The sequence below is a fragment of the Achromobacter sp. Root565 genome, from assembly GCF_001427425.1.
Lineage (GTDB): Bacteria > Pseudomonadota > Gammaproteobacteria > Burkholderiales > Burkholderiaceae_B > Achromobacter > Achromobacter spanius_D.
Genome location: NZ_LMGO01000001.1, coordinates 1,897,669 through 1,916,320, shown reverse-complemented (window position 1 = coordinate 1,916,320; position 18,652 = coordinate 1,897,669). Strand labels below are relative to the sequence as shown.

General features: G+C 67.7%; 14 protein-coding genes. 12 read left to right on the top strand and 2 right to left on the bottom strand.

Features of this window, described 5'->3' with window-relative positions; all coding sequences use genetic code 11:
* Window positions 1-262: 262 nt before the first annotated feature.
* Genes ASD71_RS08560 through ASD71_RS08550 form a run of 3 tightly spaced genes read left to right on the top strand, consistent with a single transcriptional unit; the run spans window position 263 to window position 4,753 of the window.
* On the top strand, window positions 263-802 hold the full coding sequence (locus ASD71_RS08560; protein WP_056562002.1) for an ATP-binding protein: 540 nt from the start codon (window positions 263-265) through the stop codon (window positions 800-802).
* 37 nt (window positions 803-839) lie between these two features.
* Window positions 840-2,486 carry a VRR-NUC domain-containing protein gene (locus ASD71_RS08555; RefSeq protein ID WP_056562000.1) on the top strand — a complete coding sequence of 549 codons (1,647 nt, stop codon included), beginning with the start codon at window positions 840-842 and terminating at the stop codon, window positions 2,484-2,486.
* A complete protein-coding gene (locus ASD71_RS08550) occupies window positions 2,483-4,753 on the top strand; it encodes an ATP-dependent DNA helicase (protein ID WP_056561998.1) in 2,271 nt (756 codons plus the stop codon). Before ASD71_RS08555 ends, ASD71_RS08550 begins: the two co-directional genes overlap by 4 nt.
* Window positions 4,754-4,786: 33 nt before the next feature.
* On the opposite strand, the gene ASD71_RS08545 is transcribed toward ASD71_RS08550, so the two are convergent.
* Window positions 4,787-5,266, bottom strand: a complete 480-nt coding sequence (locus ASD71_RS08545) for a group III truncated hemoglobin (RefSeq protein ID WP_235512052.1) — start codon at window positions 5,264-5,266, stop codon at window positions 4,787-4,789.
* A gap of 237 nt (window positions 5,267-5,503) precedes the next feature.
* On the opposite strand from ASD71_RS08545, the gene fes reads away from it, so the two are divergent.
* The 9 genes from fes to ASD71_RS08500 all read left to right on the top strand — a co-directional run bounded on the left by fes (window position 5,504) and on the right by ASD71_RS08500 (window position 17,453).
* Window positions 5,504-7,048, top strand: a complete 1,545-nt coding sequence (gene fes / locus ASD71_RS08540) for an enterochelin esterase (RefSeq protein ID WP_235512051.1) — start codon at window positions 5,504-5,506, stop codon at window positions 7,046-7,048.
* 162 nt (window positions 7,049-7,210) lie between these two features.
* A complete protein-coding gene (locus ASD71_RS08535) occupies window positions 7,211-8,674 on the top strand; it encodes an amidase (protein ID WP_056561994.1) in 1,464 nt (487 codons plus the stop codon).
* Between the two features lie 267 nt (window positions 8,675-8,941).
* Window positions 8,942-10,561, top strand: coding sequence for a methyl-accepting chemotaxis protein (locus tag ASD71_RS08530; protein WP_056561992.1), 1,620 nt, complete (start codon window positions 8,942-8,944; stop codon window positions 10,559-10,561).
* An 8-nt stretch (window positions 10,562-10,569) separates the two neighbouring features.
* Window positions 10,570-11,112, top strand: coding sequence for a chemotaxis protein CheW (locus ASD71_RS08525; protein ID WP_056561991.1), 543 nt, complete (start codon window positions 10,570-10,572; stop codon window positions 11,110-11,112).
* A complete protein-coding gene (locus ASD71_RS08520) occupies window positions 11,109-12,416 on the top strand; it encodes a protein-glutamate O-methyltransferase CheR (protein WP_082578830.1) in 1,308 nt (435 codons plus the stop codon). Before ASD71_RS08525 ends, ASD71_RS08520 begins: the two co-directional genes overlap by 4 nt.
* A complete protein-coding gene (locus tag ASD71_RS08515; protein ID WP_056566616.1) occupies window positions 12,409-13,071 on the top strand; it encodes a chemotaxis protein CheW in 663 nt (220 codons plus the stop codon). The genes ASD71_RS08520 and ASD71_RS08515 overlap by 8 nt, the downstream gene beginning before the upstream one ends.
* Window positions 13,068-15,398 (top strand): hybrid sensor histidine kinase/response regulator, encoded by a 2,331-nt coding sequence (locus tag ASD71_RS08510; RefSeq protein WP_056561989.1) that lies wholly within the window; start codon window positions 13,068-13,070, stop codon window positions 15,396-15,398. The genes ASD71_RS08515 and ASD71_RS08510 overlap by 4 nt, the downstream gene beginning before the upstream one ends.
* The gene (locus tag ASD71_RS08505) at window positions 15,395-16,405 is read left to right on the top strand and encodes a chemotaxis response regulator protein-glutamate methylesterase (protein ID WP_056561987.1); all 1,011 of its coding nucleotides are present in this window, start codon (window positions 15,395-15,397) and stop codon (window positions 16,403-16,405) included. The genes ASD71_RS08510 and ASD71_RS08505 overlap by 4 nt, the downstream gene beginning before the upstream one ends.
* Window positions 16,406-16,439: 34 nt before the next feature.
* Window positions 16,440-17,453 (top strand): PleD family two-component system response regulator, encoded by a 1,014-nt coding sequence (locus ASD71_RS08500; protein ID WP_056561986.1) that lies wholly within the window; start codon window positions 16,440-16,442, stop codon window positions 17,451-17,453.
* Window positions 17,454-17,487: 34 nt separating this feature from the next.
* On the opposite strand, the gene ASD71_RS08495 is transcribed toward ASD71_RS08500, so the two are convergent.
* Window positions 17,488-18,561 (bottom strand): flavin reductase, encoded by a 1,074-nt coding sequence (locus tag ASD71_RS08495; protein ID WP_056561984.1) that lies wholly within the window; start codon window positions 18,559-18,561, stop codon window positions 17,488-17,490.
* Between the last annotated feature and the right edge of the window lie 91 nt (window positions 18,562-18,652).

The window sequence follows — 18,652 nt, the reverse complement described above, 5'->3', positions numbered from 1 at the left end:
AAACGGCGCCGGAGAGCCTGAGGCTTTCCGGCGCCGTTTTTCATGCGCGCTTTTCATGCAATGCGGGATGCGGGTTTGACAAGCCGCAAGCATCGGAGCAAGCTGCGCAACATGTCTCGGACCCACGCGCCTTCCGCCCTGATTATTGCCACCATCGGTTTGATGGTGGGTTAGCGCGTTTACCGGACATCGCTACACAAACCCGCCAAGAGGCGGGTTTGTCGTTTCCGCCTCCTGGTTTTTCTTCTGACAGGAGCTTTCCATGCCTTCCCCTGCAACCGTCCACGACACTGCCGAACCCATGCTGCATTTCCTGTGCGGCAAGATCGGCGCGGGCAAATCCACGCTGGCTGCCCGATTGGCGGCGCAGCCCCGGGCCCTGCTGCTTAGCGAAGACCGCTGGCTGGCGGCGCTGTATCCGGGCGAAATCGTGGACGTGACGGACTACGGGCGCTGCGCCAGCCGCCTGCGCGACGCCATGGGCAGCCATGTCGTGGCGCTGGTGGCGGCGGGGCTGTCGGTGGTGCTGGACTTTCCGGCCAACACGCGCCGCAGCCGCGAGTGGCTGCGCGACGTGGCCAAGGAGGCTGGGTGCGCCCACACGCTGCATTATCTGGACGTGCCCGACGCGGTCTGCAAGGCTCGGCTGCGCGCGCGCAATGCATCGGGCGAGCACCCCTTTACCACCAGCGAGGCCGAGTACGACGCCATCACGGCATATTTCGTGGAGCCGGATCAGGCAGAGGGGCTGACCATCGTGCGTCACGCTTGGACAGAATCCGGACAGGCCGGCCTGCTATGATTACTGGATAAATAAACAGTCCACCCGGCTGCCGCCGATGTTGCCCCCGCACCGTTACTACTATCTGCACAATTTCCAGCGCGCGCTGGCGTGGGTCTCGGACCGCTACGCCGACCTGCTGGACGAAGACGATTGCCGCTTTCTGGCGGATTTCGCAGCGTTGCCGCAGGCGTCGCAGGCGTTGATGGTGCGCATGCTGATGCGGCGCGGGCCGTGGTTTCGTGCCAGCCGGCTGGTGTACGAAGAGATCCCGGCCGTCCAAGAAGCGGCCGCGGCGCTGGAAGCGCTGGGGTGGCTGGACACGCGGGCGCCGATGTCGCTGAATGAACTGTTTGCGCTATTGACCAAGCCCGAGCTGTGCCGCGTGTTCGCATCGCAGGCGGCAGCCAAGCCGGGCGCGCGCAAGGCCGACATGCTGGAGACGCTGCGGGCAGAATTGCCCGACGCCCGGCCGTTCTGCGGCTGGGCGCCCGATTTCTTGGAAGCCGTCTGGCGCGTGATGGTGGCGGACCGCTGCGAACGGCTGCGCCTCATGTTCTTCGGCAATCTGCATCAGGATTGGTCGGAATTCGTGCTGGCAGACCTGGGCGTGTTCCAGTACGAGACCGTGCCGTTCGATGCGGCGTCGCGGGCATTCCAGACGCGGGCGGACGTGGACTGCTATCTGGCGCTGCACGCGTGCCGCCGGGCGCTGGACGAGGGCGCGGCCGTGGACGACCTGCTGCGCGCGGCACAGGCGTGCGTCAGCGGCAACGCCTGGTTGGAAAAGCGCCGCGCCAAGGTGTTGTTGCGTATTGGACAAGCCTGCGAACGCGCGCAGGACTGGGACGCCGCCCAGCGCGTGTACGCGGCCTGTGGCTATCCGGGCGCGCGGCATCGGCGCATCCGGGTGTATGAACGGATGCAGCGGTTCGAGGACGCGATGGCGCTGGCCTTGACGGCCGCCGACGCGCCCGAAAGCGAAGAAGAGTCCCAACGCGTGGCGCGCATGATGCCGCGCTTGCGGCGCGGGCTGGGGCAGGGCGCGGCGGCACGTGCGGCGGCGCCCATCCTGCCCCGCACGGAACTGGCGCTAGCCCGCCCGGCGCGACCGTCCGCGGTGGAATACGTAACGCGCGATCACCTGCATCACGATGACGCGCCGGTGCATTACGTCGAAAACGCGCTGATCAATTCGCTGTTCGGGTTGCTTTGCTGGCCGGCCGTGTTTGCGCCGCTGCCGGGCGCGTTCTTTCATCCGTTCCAACGGGGGCCCGCCGACCTGGAAGCGCCGGATTTTCACGCGCGGCGGCAGGCGCACTTCGATGCCTGCCTGGCGCAACTGGATACGCCCGCCTATCGCGACGTCATCCTGCAACGGTACGCCGACAAGGCGGGCTTGCAGTCGCCGTTTGTGTTCTGGGGCGCCTTGTCCGACACGTTGCTGGCGCAGGCGCTGGACTGCCTGCCGGCCGCGCATCTGAAGCTCTTCTTTACGCGGCTGCTGCGCGACGTGAAGGGCAACCGGACCGGCCTGCCGGATCTGGTGCGCTTCTGGCCCGCCGAGCGCCGCTATGAATTGATCGAGGTGAAGGGGCCGGGCGACAAGCTGCAGGACAACCAGATCCGCTGGCTGCAGTATTGCGTGGCGCACGGGATGCCGGTGCGCGTGTGCCACGTGAGCTGGTTGCAGGAGGCTGCATGAGTTACGCGGTGGCGGTGCGGGCGTTGTGCGAGTTCACGGCACGGGCCGGTGATCTGGACCTGCGTTTCACGCCCGCGCCCAGCGGCCTGGAAGGCATGGCCGGACACGCGATGGTGACAGGGCGGCGCGGGCCGGATTACGAAACCGAAGTCTCGTTGTCCGGCGTGTTTGGCGACCTGCTGGTGCGCGGGCGGGCCGATGGGTACGACCCGGCGGCCAACCAGCTCGAAGAGATCAAGACCTATCGCGGACAGTTCGACAGCGTGCGCGAGAATCATCGCGTGGTGCATTGGGCGCAGGCTAAGGTGTACGGCCATCTGCTGTGCCAGGCCCGCAGCCTGGCGAACGTGCGGGTGGCGCTGGTCTACTACAACGTGGCGACCGAGGAAGAGACCGTGCTGGTGGAAACGCACGAGGCCGCGGATCTGGCTGCGTTCTTCCAACTGCAATGCGAGCGCTTTCTTGCGTGGGCCAAGGCGGAATTGGCGCACCGCCAGGCGCGCGACGCGGCGCTTGAGATGCTGGCGTTTCCGCATGGGGAGTTTCGTGCGGGCCAGCGCGATCTGGCGGTGGCCGTGTACCGCACGGCCCGCGATGGCCGCTGCCTGATGGCACAGGCTCCCACCGGCATCGGCAAGACGTTGGGCACGATTTTTCCGCTGCTCAAGGCCAGTCCGGGCACGGGCCTGGACAAGGTGTTTTTCCTGGCGGCAAAGGGGTCGGGCCGCGGGTTGGCGGTTGAAGCGCTGGAAACCATCAATGCGCAGCCCGCCAAGCCGGGCTTGCGGATCCTGGATCTGCAGGCGCGCGATAAAAGCTGCGTGCATCCGGACCTGGCCTGCCACGGCGATTCGTGCCCGCTGGCGCGCGGCTTTTACGACCGCCTGCCGCAGGCCCGCGCCGCGGCGCTGGAACACACGCGGCTGGACGCGCCGGCCGTGCGCGCCACCGCGCTGGAACACGACGTGTGTCCGTATTACCTGTCGCAGGAGCTGATCCGCTGGAGCGACGTGGTGGTGGGCGACTACAACTATTACTACGACGCCACGGCCATGTTGCATGCGCTGACGCAGGCGCATCAATGGAAGGTGGCCGTGCTGGTCGACGAAGCGCACAACCTGGTGGACCGCGCGCGCCGCATGTACACAGGCGAGCTCGACCAAAACCGGCTGACCGCCGCGCGATATGCGGCGCCGAAGGCGCTTAAAAAGTCGCTGGACGGACTGCACCGGTCGTGGAACGCGCTGAACAAGAAGCAGACTGAACGCTATCAGGCGTATGACGCCGCGCCGGCCGGCGTGCTGACGGCGGTGCAGAAGGCGGTGGCGGCCATCACCGAGTTCATCGGCCAGACGCCGCTGCCGCAGGACGATCCGTTGCTGGGGTTCTATTTCGAGGCGCTGCATTTCATGCGGCTGGCCGAGCAGTTTGGCTCGCATGCGTTGTTTGACGTCACGCTGGGCGAGGCGGGCGTCAGCAGCGCCAAGACCCCGCCGTCGACGCTGTGCGTGCGTAATGTGATTCCCGCGCCGTATCTGGCCGCGCGCTACGCGACGGCGCACGCGACGGTGCTGTTCTCCGGCACGCTGAGTCCGCAGCAGTTTTACCGGGACACGCTGGGCCTGCCGAAGGACACGCCCTGGATCGACGTGGCCGCGCCGTTTCAGGCGGGGCAGCTTGCCGTGCGCGTCGTGGGCAACGTGTCGACGCGCTTTCGCGATCGCGAGCGTTCGCTGGCGCCCATCGCGGACCTGATTGCCCGGCAGTACGCCGAGCGGCCGGGCAATTACCTGGGCTTTCTAAGCAGCTTTGACTACATGAAGCGCGTGGCCGACCTGATGCGCGAGCGCCATCCCCAGGTGCCAATCTGGCTGCAGACTCCGGGCATGGACGAGCCGGGACGTGCGGCCTTCCTGGCGCGGTTCAGCGAAACGGGGCAGGGCGTGGGATTCGCGGTGCTGGGCGGCGCGTTTTCGGAAGGCGTGGACCTGCCGGGCAAGCGGCTGATCGGCGCGTTCATCGCGACGCTGGGGCTGCCGCAGGTCAACCCCGTGAACGAAAACATGAAGCGCGCCATGGACTTGCGCTATGGCGAAGAGAACGGCTACGACTACACGTATCTGTACCCGGGCATGCAGAAGGTGGTGCAGGCGGCGGGCCGGGTCATCCGGACCGAACACGATGAAGGCACCGTGCACCTCATCGATGACCGCTATCGGCGCGCCAAGGTGCGCGGGTTGCTGCCCGGGTGGTGGCGGGTGGACTGAACGTGCGAGGCGAGAAGCGAGGCGCGCGAGGCGCTAAGCGATGCGCGGTTCGGGGTGCAGATCGGAGTGCAGTTCGGGGTGCGCCGGCGAACGCAGTTCGGTCAGCGGCTGGTTGGGATCGCGCGACAACTGATAACCGTACCAAAGGCTGCGCGCCATGCGCTTGGCCATTTCCTGCGCGGCGTCGGCCAAGGCGCGGTTGGGCAGCGCGTCGGTTGTCTCGTTGAACAGAACCAGCCAGCGTTCGAAGAGCTCGGCTTTCAGGTTGGGCATGGCCGCGTGCTTGGGCATGGGCATGCCGGTAAAGCGGCGTGTGCCCAGGATGACGGCGGACCAGAAGTCTGAGAGCGTGGCCAGATGCTCGTCCCAATCGTGAACCATGCCGTTGAAGATGGGGCCGAGCGCGTCGTCGGCGCGCGCCTTGGCGTAGAAGGTGTGGACCAGGTCCTGGATTTCGGCCTCGGTGCAGATGTCGGCGGTGTCGGTGTCGGTGGCGATGTCGTGCGTGGTCAAGATGGTCTCCGGGCGGGGGGGCAGGAGGCGATCTTAGGGCGAGGGCGGAAGCCCACGGGTTGATATGGCTCAAGCGACGCGACGGAATTTATTCGGACGCGTGCGCCGGCGGGATCAGCATCCGTTTTAGGCAATAATGATATCCATTCTTATTAAGGCAGGATGGATATGCGACAGATGAACGGGCGGCGCAATGGCCTGACTTCGGCGGTATTGGCCCTTGCGTTGAAAGCGGCAATGACCGCCGCGCTGGCCGCGACGGCGCCCGGCCTGGCGGCGGCACAGTCCGCGCAAGGCGCGGTGACGCCGCAGGCCCACGCCGACAAGCCGCTGCCCATGCAGAAGGGCGAGTTCGTCGCGGGGACGTGGTCGGCGGACAGCGGTGTTACGCTGGATTTGCTGGACCCGCAAGGGCGGCACGTGCGCCGGCTGAGCGACCGTGAAAAGCCGGCCGGCGTTTTGATGCTGGTGGGGCCGGCGGATGGAACGTACACGGTACGGGCGCAGGGGCAGGGCGCGTATGAATGGTCCGTGACCGAACGCCTGCCGCTGTCCGGGCAGCATGCGCCGGCGCCTACGCTGGATAGTCCGCGCCTGGCTGCGCTCGCGCAGACGCTGGCACAGGGCGGCACGACGGCCGCATTCTGGGACGAGATGAAGCGCCAGGGCACGCCGCTGATCGAGCCCGCAACCGCCACGCATGATCGCGTGACCTTTCTGTGGCAGGGCGCGGAGCGCAACGTGCGCCTGTTCGGCGGACCGTCGACGGATCACGCGCAGTTGTCGCGATTGGGCGAGACCGACGTCTGGTACGTGAGCTTCCTGGTGCCGAAGACGGCGCGCCTGTCGTACCGGCTGGCGCCCGATGTGCCGGAACTCCCGGGGACCGGCATGGCGCGGCGCCGCGCGATCCTTGCCACGGCGCAGGCCGACCCCAACAATCCCAAGGTCTATCCCGAGCGCGGCATCGACGCGTTCCAGACCTATTCGGTGATGGAACTGGCGGACGCGCCGCCGCAGCCGTGGGTCGAGCCGCGCGCGGACGTGCCCGCCGGCAGCGTCGAGGCGCTGGAGCTGCGCAGCGACATCCTGGGCAATACGCGCACGATTCACCTGTACCGGCCGGCGGGCTGGAAGCCAGATGGTGCGGACAACCACGTGCTGGTGCTGTTCGACGCGGGCGCCTATCTGGGGCGCGTGCCCACGCCGACCATCCTGGACAACATGATCGCGGCCGGCGCCATTCCGCCCACGGCGGCGCTGCTGATCGACAACCCGACCGCGGATTCGCGCGGCCGCGAGCTGCCGCCCAATCCGGATTTTGCCGAATTCCTGGCGCGCGAGCTCATGCCGTGGGCGCGCAAGCAGGGCATTGCGGCGCCGGCGGCGCGCACGGTGATCGGCGGGTCGAGCTATGGCGGTCTTGCGTCCTCGTATGCGGCGCTGCGCCATCCCGAGGTCTTCGGCAACGTGCTCAGCCAGTCCGGGTCGTACTGGTGGTCGCCGCCCGGCGAGGAAGACCAGTGGCTGACGCGGCAATTCGTGGCGGTGCGCACGCTGCCGGTGCGGTTCTTCCTGGGCGCGGGCCTGTTCGAATCGGGGCGCGGCGGCCAGCCCGGCATCCTGGAGACCAACCGCCATCTGCGCGACGTGCTGCGGGCCAAGGGTTATCTCGTGACCCATCGCGAGGTGGCGGGCGGCCACGATTACCTGAGCTGGCGTGGGACCTTGTCGGACGGGTTGCTGGAACTGATCGGCAAGAACGGCCTGGCGCGGCAGTAGACGGGGCGCCGGCCCGCGCTGCATGCAGCCGTCGTTCCCTGCGCGCGGGGCAGCCGATTTGCGTAGTATTGTCGCGATGCGCGCGGCTGGCGGCCGCGCTGCGCCCAATGACAATACGCGCGCCCGGCGGATCCGCGGCGCGCGCCAAGGAGACGAACGCCCATGCCTACCCCCGCCCCGCTCAATGACATCGTGGCCATGCCCGCGCACGCGCTGTCGGACGCCATCCGCAGCCGCCGGGTGTCCTGCCGCGAAGTGATGCAGGCCTATCTGGCGCATATCGACCGGGTCAATCCCAAGCTGAACGCCATCGTCGCGCGCCGCGACAGCGACGAGCTGCTGCGCGAGGCCGATGCGCGGGATGCGCAGTTGGCCGCGGGGCAATGGCAGGGCTGGCTGCACGGCATTCCGCAAGCGCCCAAGGACTTGACCGCTGTGCGCGGCATGGTCACCTCGATGGGCTCGCTGGTCTACAAAGACGTGGTGACGGCGCACGATTCGATTCTGGTCGAGCGCATGCGCGCCGCCGGTGCGATCTTCATCGGCCGCAGCAATGTGCCGGAATTCGGCCTGGGCTCGCACACCTACAACAGGGTCTATGGCGCCACCGGCAATCCTTATGACGTGACCAAGACCGCCGGCGGCAGCAGCGGCGGGGCGGCGGCGGCGCTGGCAGCGCGCATGCTGCCCGTGGCTGATGGCAGCGACTTCGGCGGCTCGTTGCGCAATCCGGCGGCGTTCTGCAACGTGTATGGCATGCGGCCCTCGGCCGGCCGCGTGCCTTCCGGCCCGTCGCCCGAGGTCTTCCTGAAGCAGCTTTCCTACGAAGGCCCCATGGGGCGCACGCCGCGCGACGTGGCGTTGCTGCTGTCGGTGATCGCCGGCCACGACAAGCGCGCGCCGCTGTCGCTGACGGACGATCCGGCGCTGTTCGCGCAGCCGCTGGACGCGGACTTGTCCGGCAAGCGCGTGGGCTGGCTGGGCGATTGGGGCGGCTACCTGGCGATGGAGCCCGGCATCCTGGACCTTTGCGAAGCGGCCCTGAAGGACCTGGTGACAGCCGGCTGCCAGGTCGACGACTACCAGGTGCCTTTCGCGGGCGACCGGCTGTGGCGCATCTGGCTGGCGCACCGCCACCTGATGGTGGGCGGGCAGTTCCACGCCCTGGTCAACAACCCCGAGACCCGCAAGCTGGTCAAGCCGGCGCTGATCTGGGAGGTCGAAGGGCTGGAAGGCGTGACCGCCCGCCAGATCTATCAGGCGACCGAGGAACGCAGCGCGTGGTACCAGACCGTGCTGCGCATGTTTGAAGACGTCGACTACCTGGCGGTGCCGTCGGCGCAGGTGTTTCCGTTCGATGTGAACCTGGATTGGCCCAAGGCGATCGCGGGCCGGCCGATGGATACCTATCACCGCTGGATGGAGACAGTGACCCCGTGGACGCTGGCTGGTTGCCCTGTTATCAGCGTGCCGGTGGGCTTTAACGCCGAAGGGCTGCCGATGGGCATGCAGTTGATTGGTCCGCCCCGGGGCGACCTTGCCGTGCTGCAACTGGCTCACGCCTATGAAAAGGCGCGCGACTGGGTGCAGGAGCGGCCGCCGGCGGCGCTGTGGGGCGTCGCGTAATGACCGTTACGCAATGACCGTCACGTACCGATGCTCACAAATTTCGATTGATTTTGTGTAATAGACCTTTGCATTTTTCCGACAAGCTAGCCATGTTTTGCGTTTTCCCGCGTTTTTCATGGCTGTGACACGGCACCTTTGTAATAATTGTCGAAATTTCCCACATTCCCGCCTAAACCTCCGGCTGCGGGTAGGCCGGCGCGGGAGTAACCCAGGGGCGTCCCGCCAGGGCGTCGACGAGTCGATACAGTACAAAGGTCTCCCGGTATGAAGAATGTGACGCTCCGCCAGCGCATCCTGGTCAGTTTCCTGGCGGTTCTCGCCATCATGACGCTGATGGTGGTGGTGGACTACCGGCGGCTACTGCATGTCGAAGCCCAAGCCGAAATGATCAACAACGACGCCGTGCCCGGCATCTACTACAGCACGTCGATCCGGGCGTCGTGGTTCGGCGGGTTTGTGGTGGTGCAGGACGCCTTCAACGCGTCCTCCGAGGCGGAGCGCCGCGCCGCGCTGGAGACGCTGCCACGCAATGATGTGCAGCTTGACGAGCACATCGAGTTCTACCGGCGCACCATCTCCCGGCAGGACGACCAGCAACTGTTCGACGAATTCGAAAAGGAGCTGCAGGCGTACAAACGCATCCGGGCCGAGATCCTGACGCCCGCGATGCTGGCGGATCCGAACCGCGCGCAAACGCGCATCGTGTCCGAGCTGCGGCCGTCGTTTTACCGGGGGCGCGATACCCTGGCCAAGATGGTTGCCGAAAACAAGCGGCAGGCCGACGACGCCGCGGTCAGCATCAAGGAGTCGGTGGACGCCGCCGAGACCGGCATGCTGGTGTCCTTGGCGATGGCCATCGCCGCGTCCATCGTGTGCGGGTTCCTGCTCCTGCGCGCCATCGTCAACCCCATGCGCGACATCGTGAAGACCCTGGAAGCCACGGGAAGCGGCGACCTGACCCGCCGGCTGAAGCTGGCGCGCAACGACGAGTTCAACGCCATCGAAACGGGATTCAACGGCATGGTCGACGAGCTGACCGGTCTGGTCGCCCGGACGCAGCGATCGGCCGTGCAGGTGGCCACGTCGGTGACGGAAATCGCCGCGACGTCCAAGCAGCAGCAGGCCACCGCGTCGGAAGTGGCCGCCACCACCACCGAAATCGGCGCCACGTCGCGCGAGATCTCTGCAACGTCCCGCGAACTGGTGCGCACCATGACCGAAGTTTCCAGCGCGGCCGAACAGACCGCCACGCTGGCCGGCAGCGGACAGGTCGGCCTGGCGCGCATGGAAGACACCATGCGCAACGTGGTGGGTGCGGCGGGCTCGGTCAACGCCAAGCTTGCGGTGCTGAATGAAAAGGCCGGCAATATCACGCAGGTCGTGACGACCATCACCAAGGTGGCGGACCAGACCAACCTCTTGTCGCTGAACGCGGCGATCGAAGCCGAGAAGGCGGGCGAGTACGGCCGCGGCTTCGTGGTGGTGGCCACCGAGATCCGACGCCTTGCCGACCAGACGGCGGTGGCGACCTACGACATCGAACAGATGGTGCGTGAGATCCAGTCGTCGGTGTCGGCCGGCGTCATGGGCATGGACAAGTTTTCCGAGGAAGTGCGCCGCGGCATGGCCGACATGCAGCAGGTGGGCGACCAGTTGTCGCAGATCATCCAGCAGGTGCAGACGCTGGCGCCGCGCGTGCAGATGGTCAACGAGGGCATGCAGGCGCAGGCCACCGGGGCCGAACAGATCAACCAGGCCCTGCAGCAGCTCAGCGACGCGGCACAGCAGACGGTGGAGTCGCTGCGGCAGTCCAGCCTTGCCATTGAAGAGCTGACGCTGGTGGCCAACGACCTGCGCAGCGGCGTGTCGCGCTTCAAGGTGTGATCGTTTCCATGACTGCTCCTGCCGTCCGCGCACGCACCGCCGCGGGCCATGCCGGCCCCGCGCGCCGGCTGTATCTGCTTTTCAGAATTGGCGCGGATCGCTATGCGCTGGATGCCGGGGATATCGCCGAAGTGCTGGGGCTGCGAGTCCTCAAGCAGGTGCCGGGCGCGCCGCACTGGGTGGCCGGCATGATGGAGCGCCGCGGCATTGCCGTGCCGGTCATCGACATGAGCGCGCTGGCAGGCGCGGGTGCGTTTGCCGCCGTCACCAGCACGCGACTTGCGCTGGTGCGCTACCGGCCCGATCACGGAGACGCCGAGCGCCTGCTTGGGCTGATCCTGGAACAGGCCACGGAAACCGTCCACTATGACCCGGCAGCGTTTCAGCCGCATGCGCTGGACAATGCCGAGGCGCGCTATCTCGGTCCGGTCCTGAACGACGCGCAAGGCATGGTGCAGGCGGTATCCGTGAATGACCTGTTGCCCGCTTTCGTGCGGGCGCTGCTGTTTCCGTCCGGCAATGACGCGTCGACAGCCGAGGCGCAGCCATGAGTCTGGTCGAGGAATTCAGCGGCCTGCTCAAGCGCCGCATGGGACTGGACAGCGGGTCCATCGGCCAGGCGGCCGTCGAGCGCGCGGTGCGGCACCGCATGCACGCGGCGGGCGTGGACGATGAGCAGGACTATCTGATGCGCGTGCAGGCCTGGCCCGACGAGATGCAGCAGCTCATCGAGGCCGTGATCGTGCCCGAGACCTGGTTCTTCCGGTATCCGGAATCCCAGGCCGCCATGGCGAAGCTGGCGCGCGACCGCCTGTTTGCGCCGGGCTGCGACGCCCGCGTGCTGCGTGTGCTGAGTGTGCCGTGCTCCAGCGGAGAAGAGCCGTACTCCATCGCGATGGCGCTGCTGGATGCAGGCGTGCCGCCGCACCGGTTCCATGTGGACGCGGTGGATATCAGCGTGCGCATGGTCGAATTCGCGCAGCGCGCCGTCTACGGACGCAATTCGTTCCGCGGGGGCGACTTGGCGTTCCGCGACCACCATTTTTCAGAGGTGCCGGACGGCCATCAACTGGCTGCGCGCGTGCGCGGGCAGGTGCGTTTTCAGTCCGGCAATCTGTTCGATCCGAACCTCCTGGCGGGCGCCGCGCCGTATGACTTCGTGTTCTGCCGCAACCTGTTGATCTACTTCGACATGGCGACGCAGGAACGGGCCGTGCAGGTGCTGCGCCGGTTCGCGCGGGACGACGGCGTGTTGTTCGTCGGGCCTGCCGAAACCAGTCTTCTGACCGGACGCCGCCTGCCTTCCGTGCCGCTGGCGCGGTCTTTTGCTTTCCGCGCAAAACCCGCGCCTGCGCCGGCAGAGATGCCGGCCGCCGCGCGCACGCCGCTGTCCAGCCAGGGACCTATCGTGCATGCCTGGACGCCGCCGCGCCGCCCGGTCGCGCAGGCGCCCGCGCCCCGGCTGCCGTTGCCGCATGCGGCAATTGCCGACCCGCCATCCGCACCGCAACTCGCACCGCGCACCGCCGCAACGGGGCAGGCCGCGCAGACGTCGCTGCGCGAGATAGCCGCCCTGGCCGACCTGGGCCGGGTGCGCGAAGCGATGGCGCAGTGCCAGTCGCACATCGACATCCATGGCGCCAGTGCCGACGCGCTGCATCTGCAGGGGCTGCTGCTGGACGCCGAAGGGCAGTCGCGGCAGGCGCAGGCAGCGTACCGCAAGGCGTTGTACCTGGACCCGAACCACCGCGAGGCCTTGCTGCACCTGGCCGCGCTGGTGGCCTCCGATGGCGATCACGAGGGCGCGCGCCGCCTGCAAGCGCGCGCGGCGCGCGGGGAGGCACGACGTGACTGACGCTATTGAAGCGCTGTCCGGCGTGGACGACTGCTGGAACCGCATTGGCATACGTGGCGACAAAAGCTGTCCGCAGCTTGCCGAGCACGTGCATTGCCGCAACTGCCCGGTGTATGCCGAGGCGGCCAAGCGCATCCTTGACCGCCTGCCGCCCGCCATGCAAGAGGCCGACGAAGCCGCGCCGCCGCAGCATTCGGACAATCTGTCGTCGCTGCTGGTGTTCCGGCTGCACCGCGAATGGATGGGCCTGCCGACCCGGTCGCTGGACGAGGTGGCCGGCACGCGGGGCATCATCAGCCTGCCGCACCGGCGCGATCCGGCGGTGCTGGGCGTGACCAACGTGCGCGGCACGCTGACGGTGTGCGTGTCGTTGCAGCGCCTGTTGGGGCTGGACGCGGCGGCGCCGCAGTCGCGTGAGCGTCCCGCCACCGCGCGCATGCTGATATTCGGCGGCGCGGGCCGCGCCGTGGTGCTGCCCGTGGACGAGGTCGAGGGCATGCACGAGGTGGACCTGGACGCGCTGGAGCCGCTGCCGTCGACGGTGCAGGGCGCAAGCCTGAAGTATTCGCGCGGCGTGGCGCGCTGCGGCGGCCGCGCCGTCGGCGTGCTGGACGAAACCCTGCTGATGCAGGCACTGGAACGGAGCCTCGCGTGAATCCCGATCAGATGCGCGACGCGTCGCTCCTCGAACTGTTCCAGCTCGAAACCCGCACCCAGGTGCAGGTGCTGAACGACGGGCTGCTCGCCCTGGAAAAGAACCCCACGTCCGCGCCGCACCTCGAAGCCTGCATGCGCGCCGCGCATTCGCTCAAGGGGGCGGCGCGCATCGTGGACCTGCATCCGGCGGTGCGCATCGCGCACGCCATGGAAGACTGCCTGGTGGCGGCGCAGGAAGGCCGCCTGCGCCTGCAAGCCGCCGACATCGATGCCTTGCTGCTGGGCACCGATTTGCTGCAACGCGTCGCCACGCCCGGCGTCGAACTGGACGCCGAGATCGGCGATCTGGTGGCGAGGCTGAGCAGCGCGCCCAATCTCCCGAACTTATCCAAAGCGCCCGGCACGCCCGCCGCGACGCCGGCCCCGGCGCCGCGCACGGGGCGGCCGTCCGACTACCTGCCCCCGATCGTGCGGATCGAAGACGAGCCCGCCGTCGCCGCGCCGGCCCCCGCTGCAAAGTCTCCCGCGCCCGCCGCGCTGCCATCGCGCCGCAGTTCGGACGGCAGCGTGGGCGAGGGCGAGCGGGTGCTGCGCGTTACCGCCGACACGCTGAACCGGCTGCTCGGCCTGTCCAGCGAGACGCTGGTCGAGTCGCAATGGGTGGGGCCTTTCAGCACCGCCATGCTGCGGCTGCGGCGGATGCAATCGGGCGCGGCGCACGCGCTGGACGGCCTGCGGGCCGTGCTGGCCGAGCAGCAACTGGATGCGCGCGGCCAGGCCGCGCTGGACGATGCCCAGCGCATCCTTGAACAGTGCCAGCGTGAACTGACGCAACGCACCAGCGAAGTCGACGAATTTGGCTGGCGCATGAATCACCTGACGCGGCGCCTGTATGACACTGCGCTCGCCTGCCGCATGCGGCCCTTTGGCGATGGCGTGGGCGGCATGCCGCGCATGGTGCGGGATCTGGGCCGTTCGCTGGGCAAGCAGGTTCGCCTTGAGATCGAGGGCGAAAACACGCAGGTGGATCGGGACATCCTCGAAAAGCTGGATGCGCCGCTCATGCACCTGCTGCGCAACGCGGTGGATCACGGCATCGAGGCGCCCGAGGTCCGCGAACGCGCCGGCAAGCCGGCCGAGGGCCTGATCACGCTCTCGGCGCGCCATTCGGCGGGCATGCTGCTGGTTGAGCTGGCTGACGACGGCTCCGGCATTTCGCTGGACCACCTGCGCGAAGAAGTCGTCGAACGCAAGCTCACCAACGCCGAGACCGCGTCGCGCCTGAGCGAAGCCGAACTGCTGGAATTCCTGTTCCTGTCGGGCTTCAGCACGCGCGACGAGGTGACCGAGATTTCTGGCCGCGGCGTGGGGCTGGACGTGGTCCAGACCATGGTCCGCCAGTTGCGCGGCGCGGTGCGGGTCTACCAGCAGCAGGGCCGGGGCACGCGTTTCGTGCTGGAGATGCCGCTGTCGCTGTCGGTAGTGCGCAGCCTGCTGGTCGAAGTGCAGAACGAGATCTACGCGTTCCCGCTGGCTTATGTCAGCCATGCGTTGCAGGTGGACGCCAAGGAGATCGAGCAGCTGGAAGGCCAGCAGCATTTCCGCTTCCAGGACCGGCAGATCGGCCTGGTGTCGGCGCGGCAGATCCTGCGCGCCGGCGAGGCCGCGCCGGCCGCCGATACCTTGTCCGTGGTGGTGGTGGGTGACCACGACCGGCTCTACGGCATTGCCGTGGACCGCTACGTGGGCGAGCGCACGCTGGTCGTGCAGCCGCTGGATCCCCGCCTGGGCAAGGTTCAGGACGTGATGGCGGGCTCGCTCATGGATGACGGCACGCCGCTATTGATCCTGGACGTCGAGGACATGCTGGTGTCCGTCCAGAAGCTGATCGAGGGCGGGCGGCTGTCGCGGGTCGACGGCGGGTCGGGCGCGGCCGCCGCGCGCCGCCGCAAGCGCGTGCTTGTGGTGGACGATTCATTGACGGTTCGCGAGCTTGAGCGCAAGCTCCTGCTGAACCGCGGATTCGATGTCGCGGTCGCCGTGGACGGCATGGACGGCTGGAACATGCTCCGCACCGAGGACTTCGACCTGATCGTGACCGACGTCGACATGCCGCGCATGGACGGCATCGAGCTGGTGTCGCGGATCAAGGCGGATCCCAAGCTGCAGACCCTGCCCGTCATGGTGGTGTCGTACAAGGACCGGGAAGAGGACAGGCAGCGCGGGCTGGATGCCGGCGCGGACTACTATCTGGCCAAGGGCAGCTTCCATGATGATGCGCTGCTCGACGCCGTTGAAGACCTCATCGGGAAGGCACGGACGTGAGAATCGGGATCGTCAACGATATGCCCCTCGCCGTCGAAGTCCTGCGGCGAGTCATTGCATTGGAACCCGGCCTGGAGGTCGCATGGACGGCTTCCGACGGCCTGGAGGCCGTCCAGCAATGCGCCCGTGACCGTCCCGATGTCGTGCTGATGGACCTCATCATGCCCGTCATGGATGGCGTCGAGGCCACGCGCCGCATTATGGCCGAAGCCCCCTGCGCCATCGTTGTCGTGACGTCCGACGTGGCGGGCCACACATCGCGGGTCTTTGACGCCATGGGCCACGGCGCGCTGGATGCGGTGGACACGCCGGTGGTCGGCGCCGCCGACATGCGCACGGCGGCGGCGCCGCTGCTGCGCAAGATCCGCAACATCGGCTGGCTGATCGGCCGTTACGGCAACCGTCCGGCGCTGACGCCGGTCAGCAAGCCCGCGGCGCCCGCAGGCGCGCGCCGGCTGCTGGCGGTGGGCGCGTCGGCCGGCGGCCCGGCGACGCTGGCCCAGTTGCTGCGGGATCTTCCGCTGGATTTTCCGGCCGGCATCGTGCTGGTGCAGCATGTGGACGCGTCATTCGCTGCGGGCATGGCGGATTGGCTCAATGACCAGGTGCCGCTGCCGGTCAGGCTGGCGCGGGAAGGCGAACGGCCGCTGCCCGGCCAGATCCTGCTGGCGGGCACGGATGACCATCTCGCGCTGTGCGACGATGGTACCCTCCGGTACACGGACTGCCCGCGCGAAAGCCTGTATCGGCCTTCGATCGACGTCTTCTTTCACAGCGTCGCGCAGCACTGGCGCGGTGCGGCGGTCGGCGTGCTGCTGACCGGCATGGGCCAGGACGGCGCGCGCGGCCTGAAGGCGCTGCGCGAGCGCGGTTGCCTCACCATCGCACAAGACCAGGCCACCAGCGCCGTCTATGGCATGCCGAAGGCAGCCGCAGCCATGCAGGCCGCGGTGGAAATCCGGCCGCTCGAACAAATTGCGTCCCGCGTCATCCAGGCTTTCGCCTGAGCCGCGGCACATCGTTGGACATCAAGGACTTACTATGCTCCCATCCCCTGACGACACGGTCTCCGCGGATCTCAATTCGCACGGGGCGATGGTGTTGCTTGTCGACGACCAGGTCATGGTTGGAGAAGCCATCCGGCGGGCGCTGGTGCCCGAGGGCAACATCGATTTTCACTACTGCTCGGATCCCTACAAGGCGTTGAGCGTCGCGATCCAGACCCGCCCCACGGTCATCCTGCAGGACCTGGTGCTGCCCGGCGTGGACGGCCTGAGCCTGGTCCGTGAGTACCGGGCCCATCCCGTCGCGCGTGACATCCCGATCATCGTGCTGTCCACCAAGGAAGATCCCGCCATCAAGAGCGCGGCCTTCGCGGCGGGCGCCAACGACTACCTGGTCAAGCTGCCGGATTCCATCGAGCTGATTGCGCGCATCCGCTACCACTCGCGTTCCTACATGGCGCTGGTGCAGCGCGACGAGGCCTACCAGGCGCTGCGCCAGAGCCAGCAGCAACTGCTGGAAAGCAATATGGAGTTGCGCCGGCTGACCAATTCGGACGGTCTGACCGGCCTGGGCAACCGGCGCTATTTCGATGAATACCTGAATGCCGAATGGCAGCGCGCGGGACGCGACGGCCGCGAGATCAGCATGCTCATGATCGACGTGGACCACTTCAAGTCCTACAACGACACCTATGGCCACATCGCGGGCGACGAGGCGCTAAAGCGCGTCGCCAACACCATCTTCGCCAGTTGCGACCGCTCCACCGACCTGGCGGCGCGCTTTGGCGGCGAGGAATTTGCGCTGGTGTTGCCCGGCACGCCCGGCGGCAGCGCGCGGCTTGCCGCCGAAAAGCTGCGCCGCGCCGTGGAAGCCATGCAGATTCCCCAGCGCGACGCGGGCTTTGGCCCGTGGCTGACGGTAAGCATCGGATTGGCCACGGCGGTCCCGCAAGCGGGTCAGCCGTGCACCGAGCTGATCCAGGCCGCCGATCGGGGCCTGTATGAAGCGAAGCGGCAGGGGCGCAACCGGGTGGTGCCCGGACAGCTCTGATGCGCCTGCCCGCCGCCACGCTAGGGGCGGGTTGCTACACGTCGATGACACCTCCCAATCGATTCGACAGGTCGCGCGCCGCCGCGAGCAGCGCCGCAGGCACGTCGCCGTCCCAGTCCGCGGGCAGGCGTTCGGCCTCGCAGGTCGTGGAGATCGCCATCACCATGTGGCCGGCCGCGTCATAGACGGGCGCGCTGAATGCGTTGACCGTGACCTGGTGGCGGGGCGAGGCGGCCGTGCCCACGGCCCGCGCCAAGCCGTGCTGCCGGGCCTCGGCAATGCGCTGCGCGAACTGGCCGTTGTCGGGCTGGCCGCTGCGAGCCCTCGCCCGAAGTTCCTCGTCGATGGCCGCCTGCGTTTGCGCTGGCGGCATGAACGCGGCAAAGGCGATGCCGGTGGCCGATTGCGTGAGGCTCACGACCACGCCCGCTTGCAGGTAAGGACTGACGGGATGCGCGGACGGTTCCCAGCCCACGATGGTGGCGCCCTGGTTGCCCCACACCGCGATGCCGACCGTGCGCTGGCCGATGTGTTCGCAGATGGCCGGCAACGCCGCCATCGCGATCCGCTGCGCCTTCAGGGTGCCGAGGCCCGACGCGCCGGTCTGGCTGCCGACTTCGCCCAGGTCGTGTGCGAAGGTGCGCAGGTACTTGCCGTCGCCAAACGCGAGCGAATGGTGGCCGCTGCGAAAGATCTTTTCCACCTGGCCCAGGTAGACGACGTGGTCGCCGCCGGGATAGGCGGCGACCTTCACGCATTCCAGATGCGCCGCGCAGTCGTCGATGATGGGCACGCCGCCCAGGCCGGTCATGACGGGGACTTCGCGGAACTTGTCGGCGCCCGACTTCGCAAACTGGTTCGAGACGTGGACCTGATGGTCAGCCAGGATGTTCACGACAAAGCGCGGACAGTCGCGAAACGCCGGGTAGCTGCTGGAGGTGGTGGACTGGCTCCACAGGATCAGCGGCGGGTCCAGCGACACCGAGCTGAACGAATTGGCGGTAACGCCGTAGGGCTTGCCTGCGGCATCGCAGGTAGTGATCACCGTGACGCCGGTGGGAAACGCGCCAAGCGCGCGGCGGAATTCCTTGCTGTCGAAGGGTGTCATGCTCGCATCCTGTTTCGTGGGCGCCAGGCCCGCGGCAAGGCATGCAACCCGCGCCGCCGCTTCCCGCCTGGCATGGCGCCAAGTCTAGGAG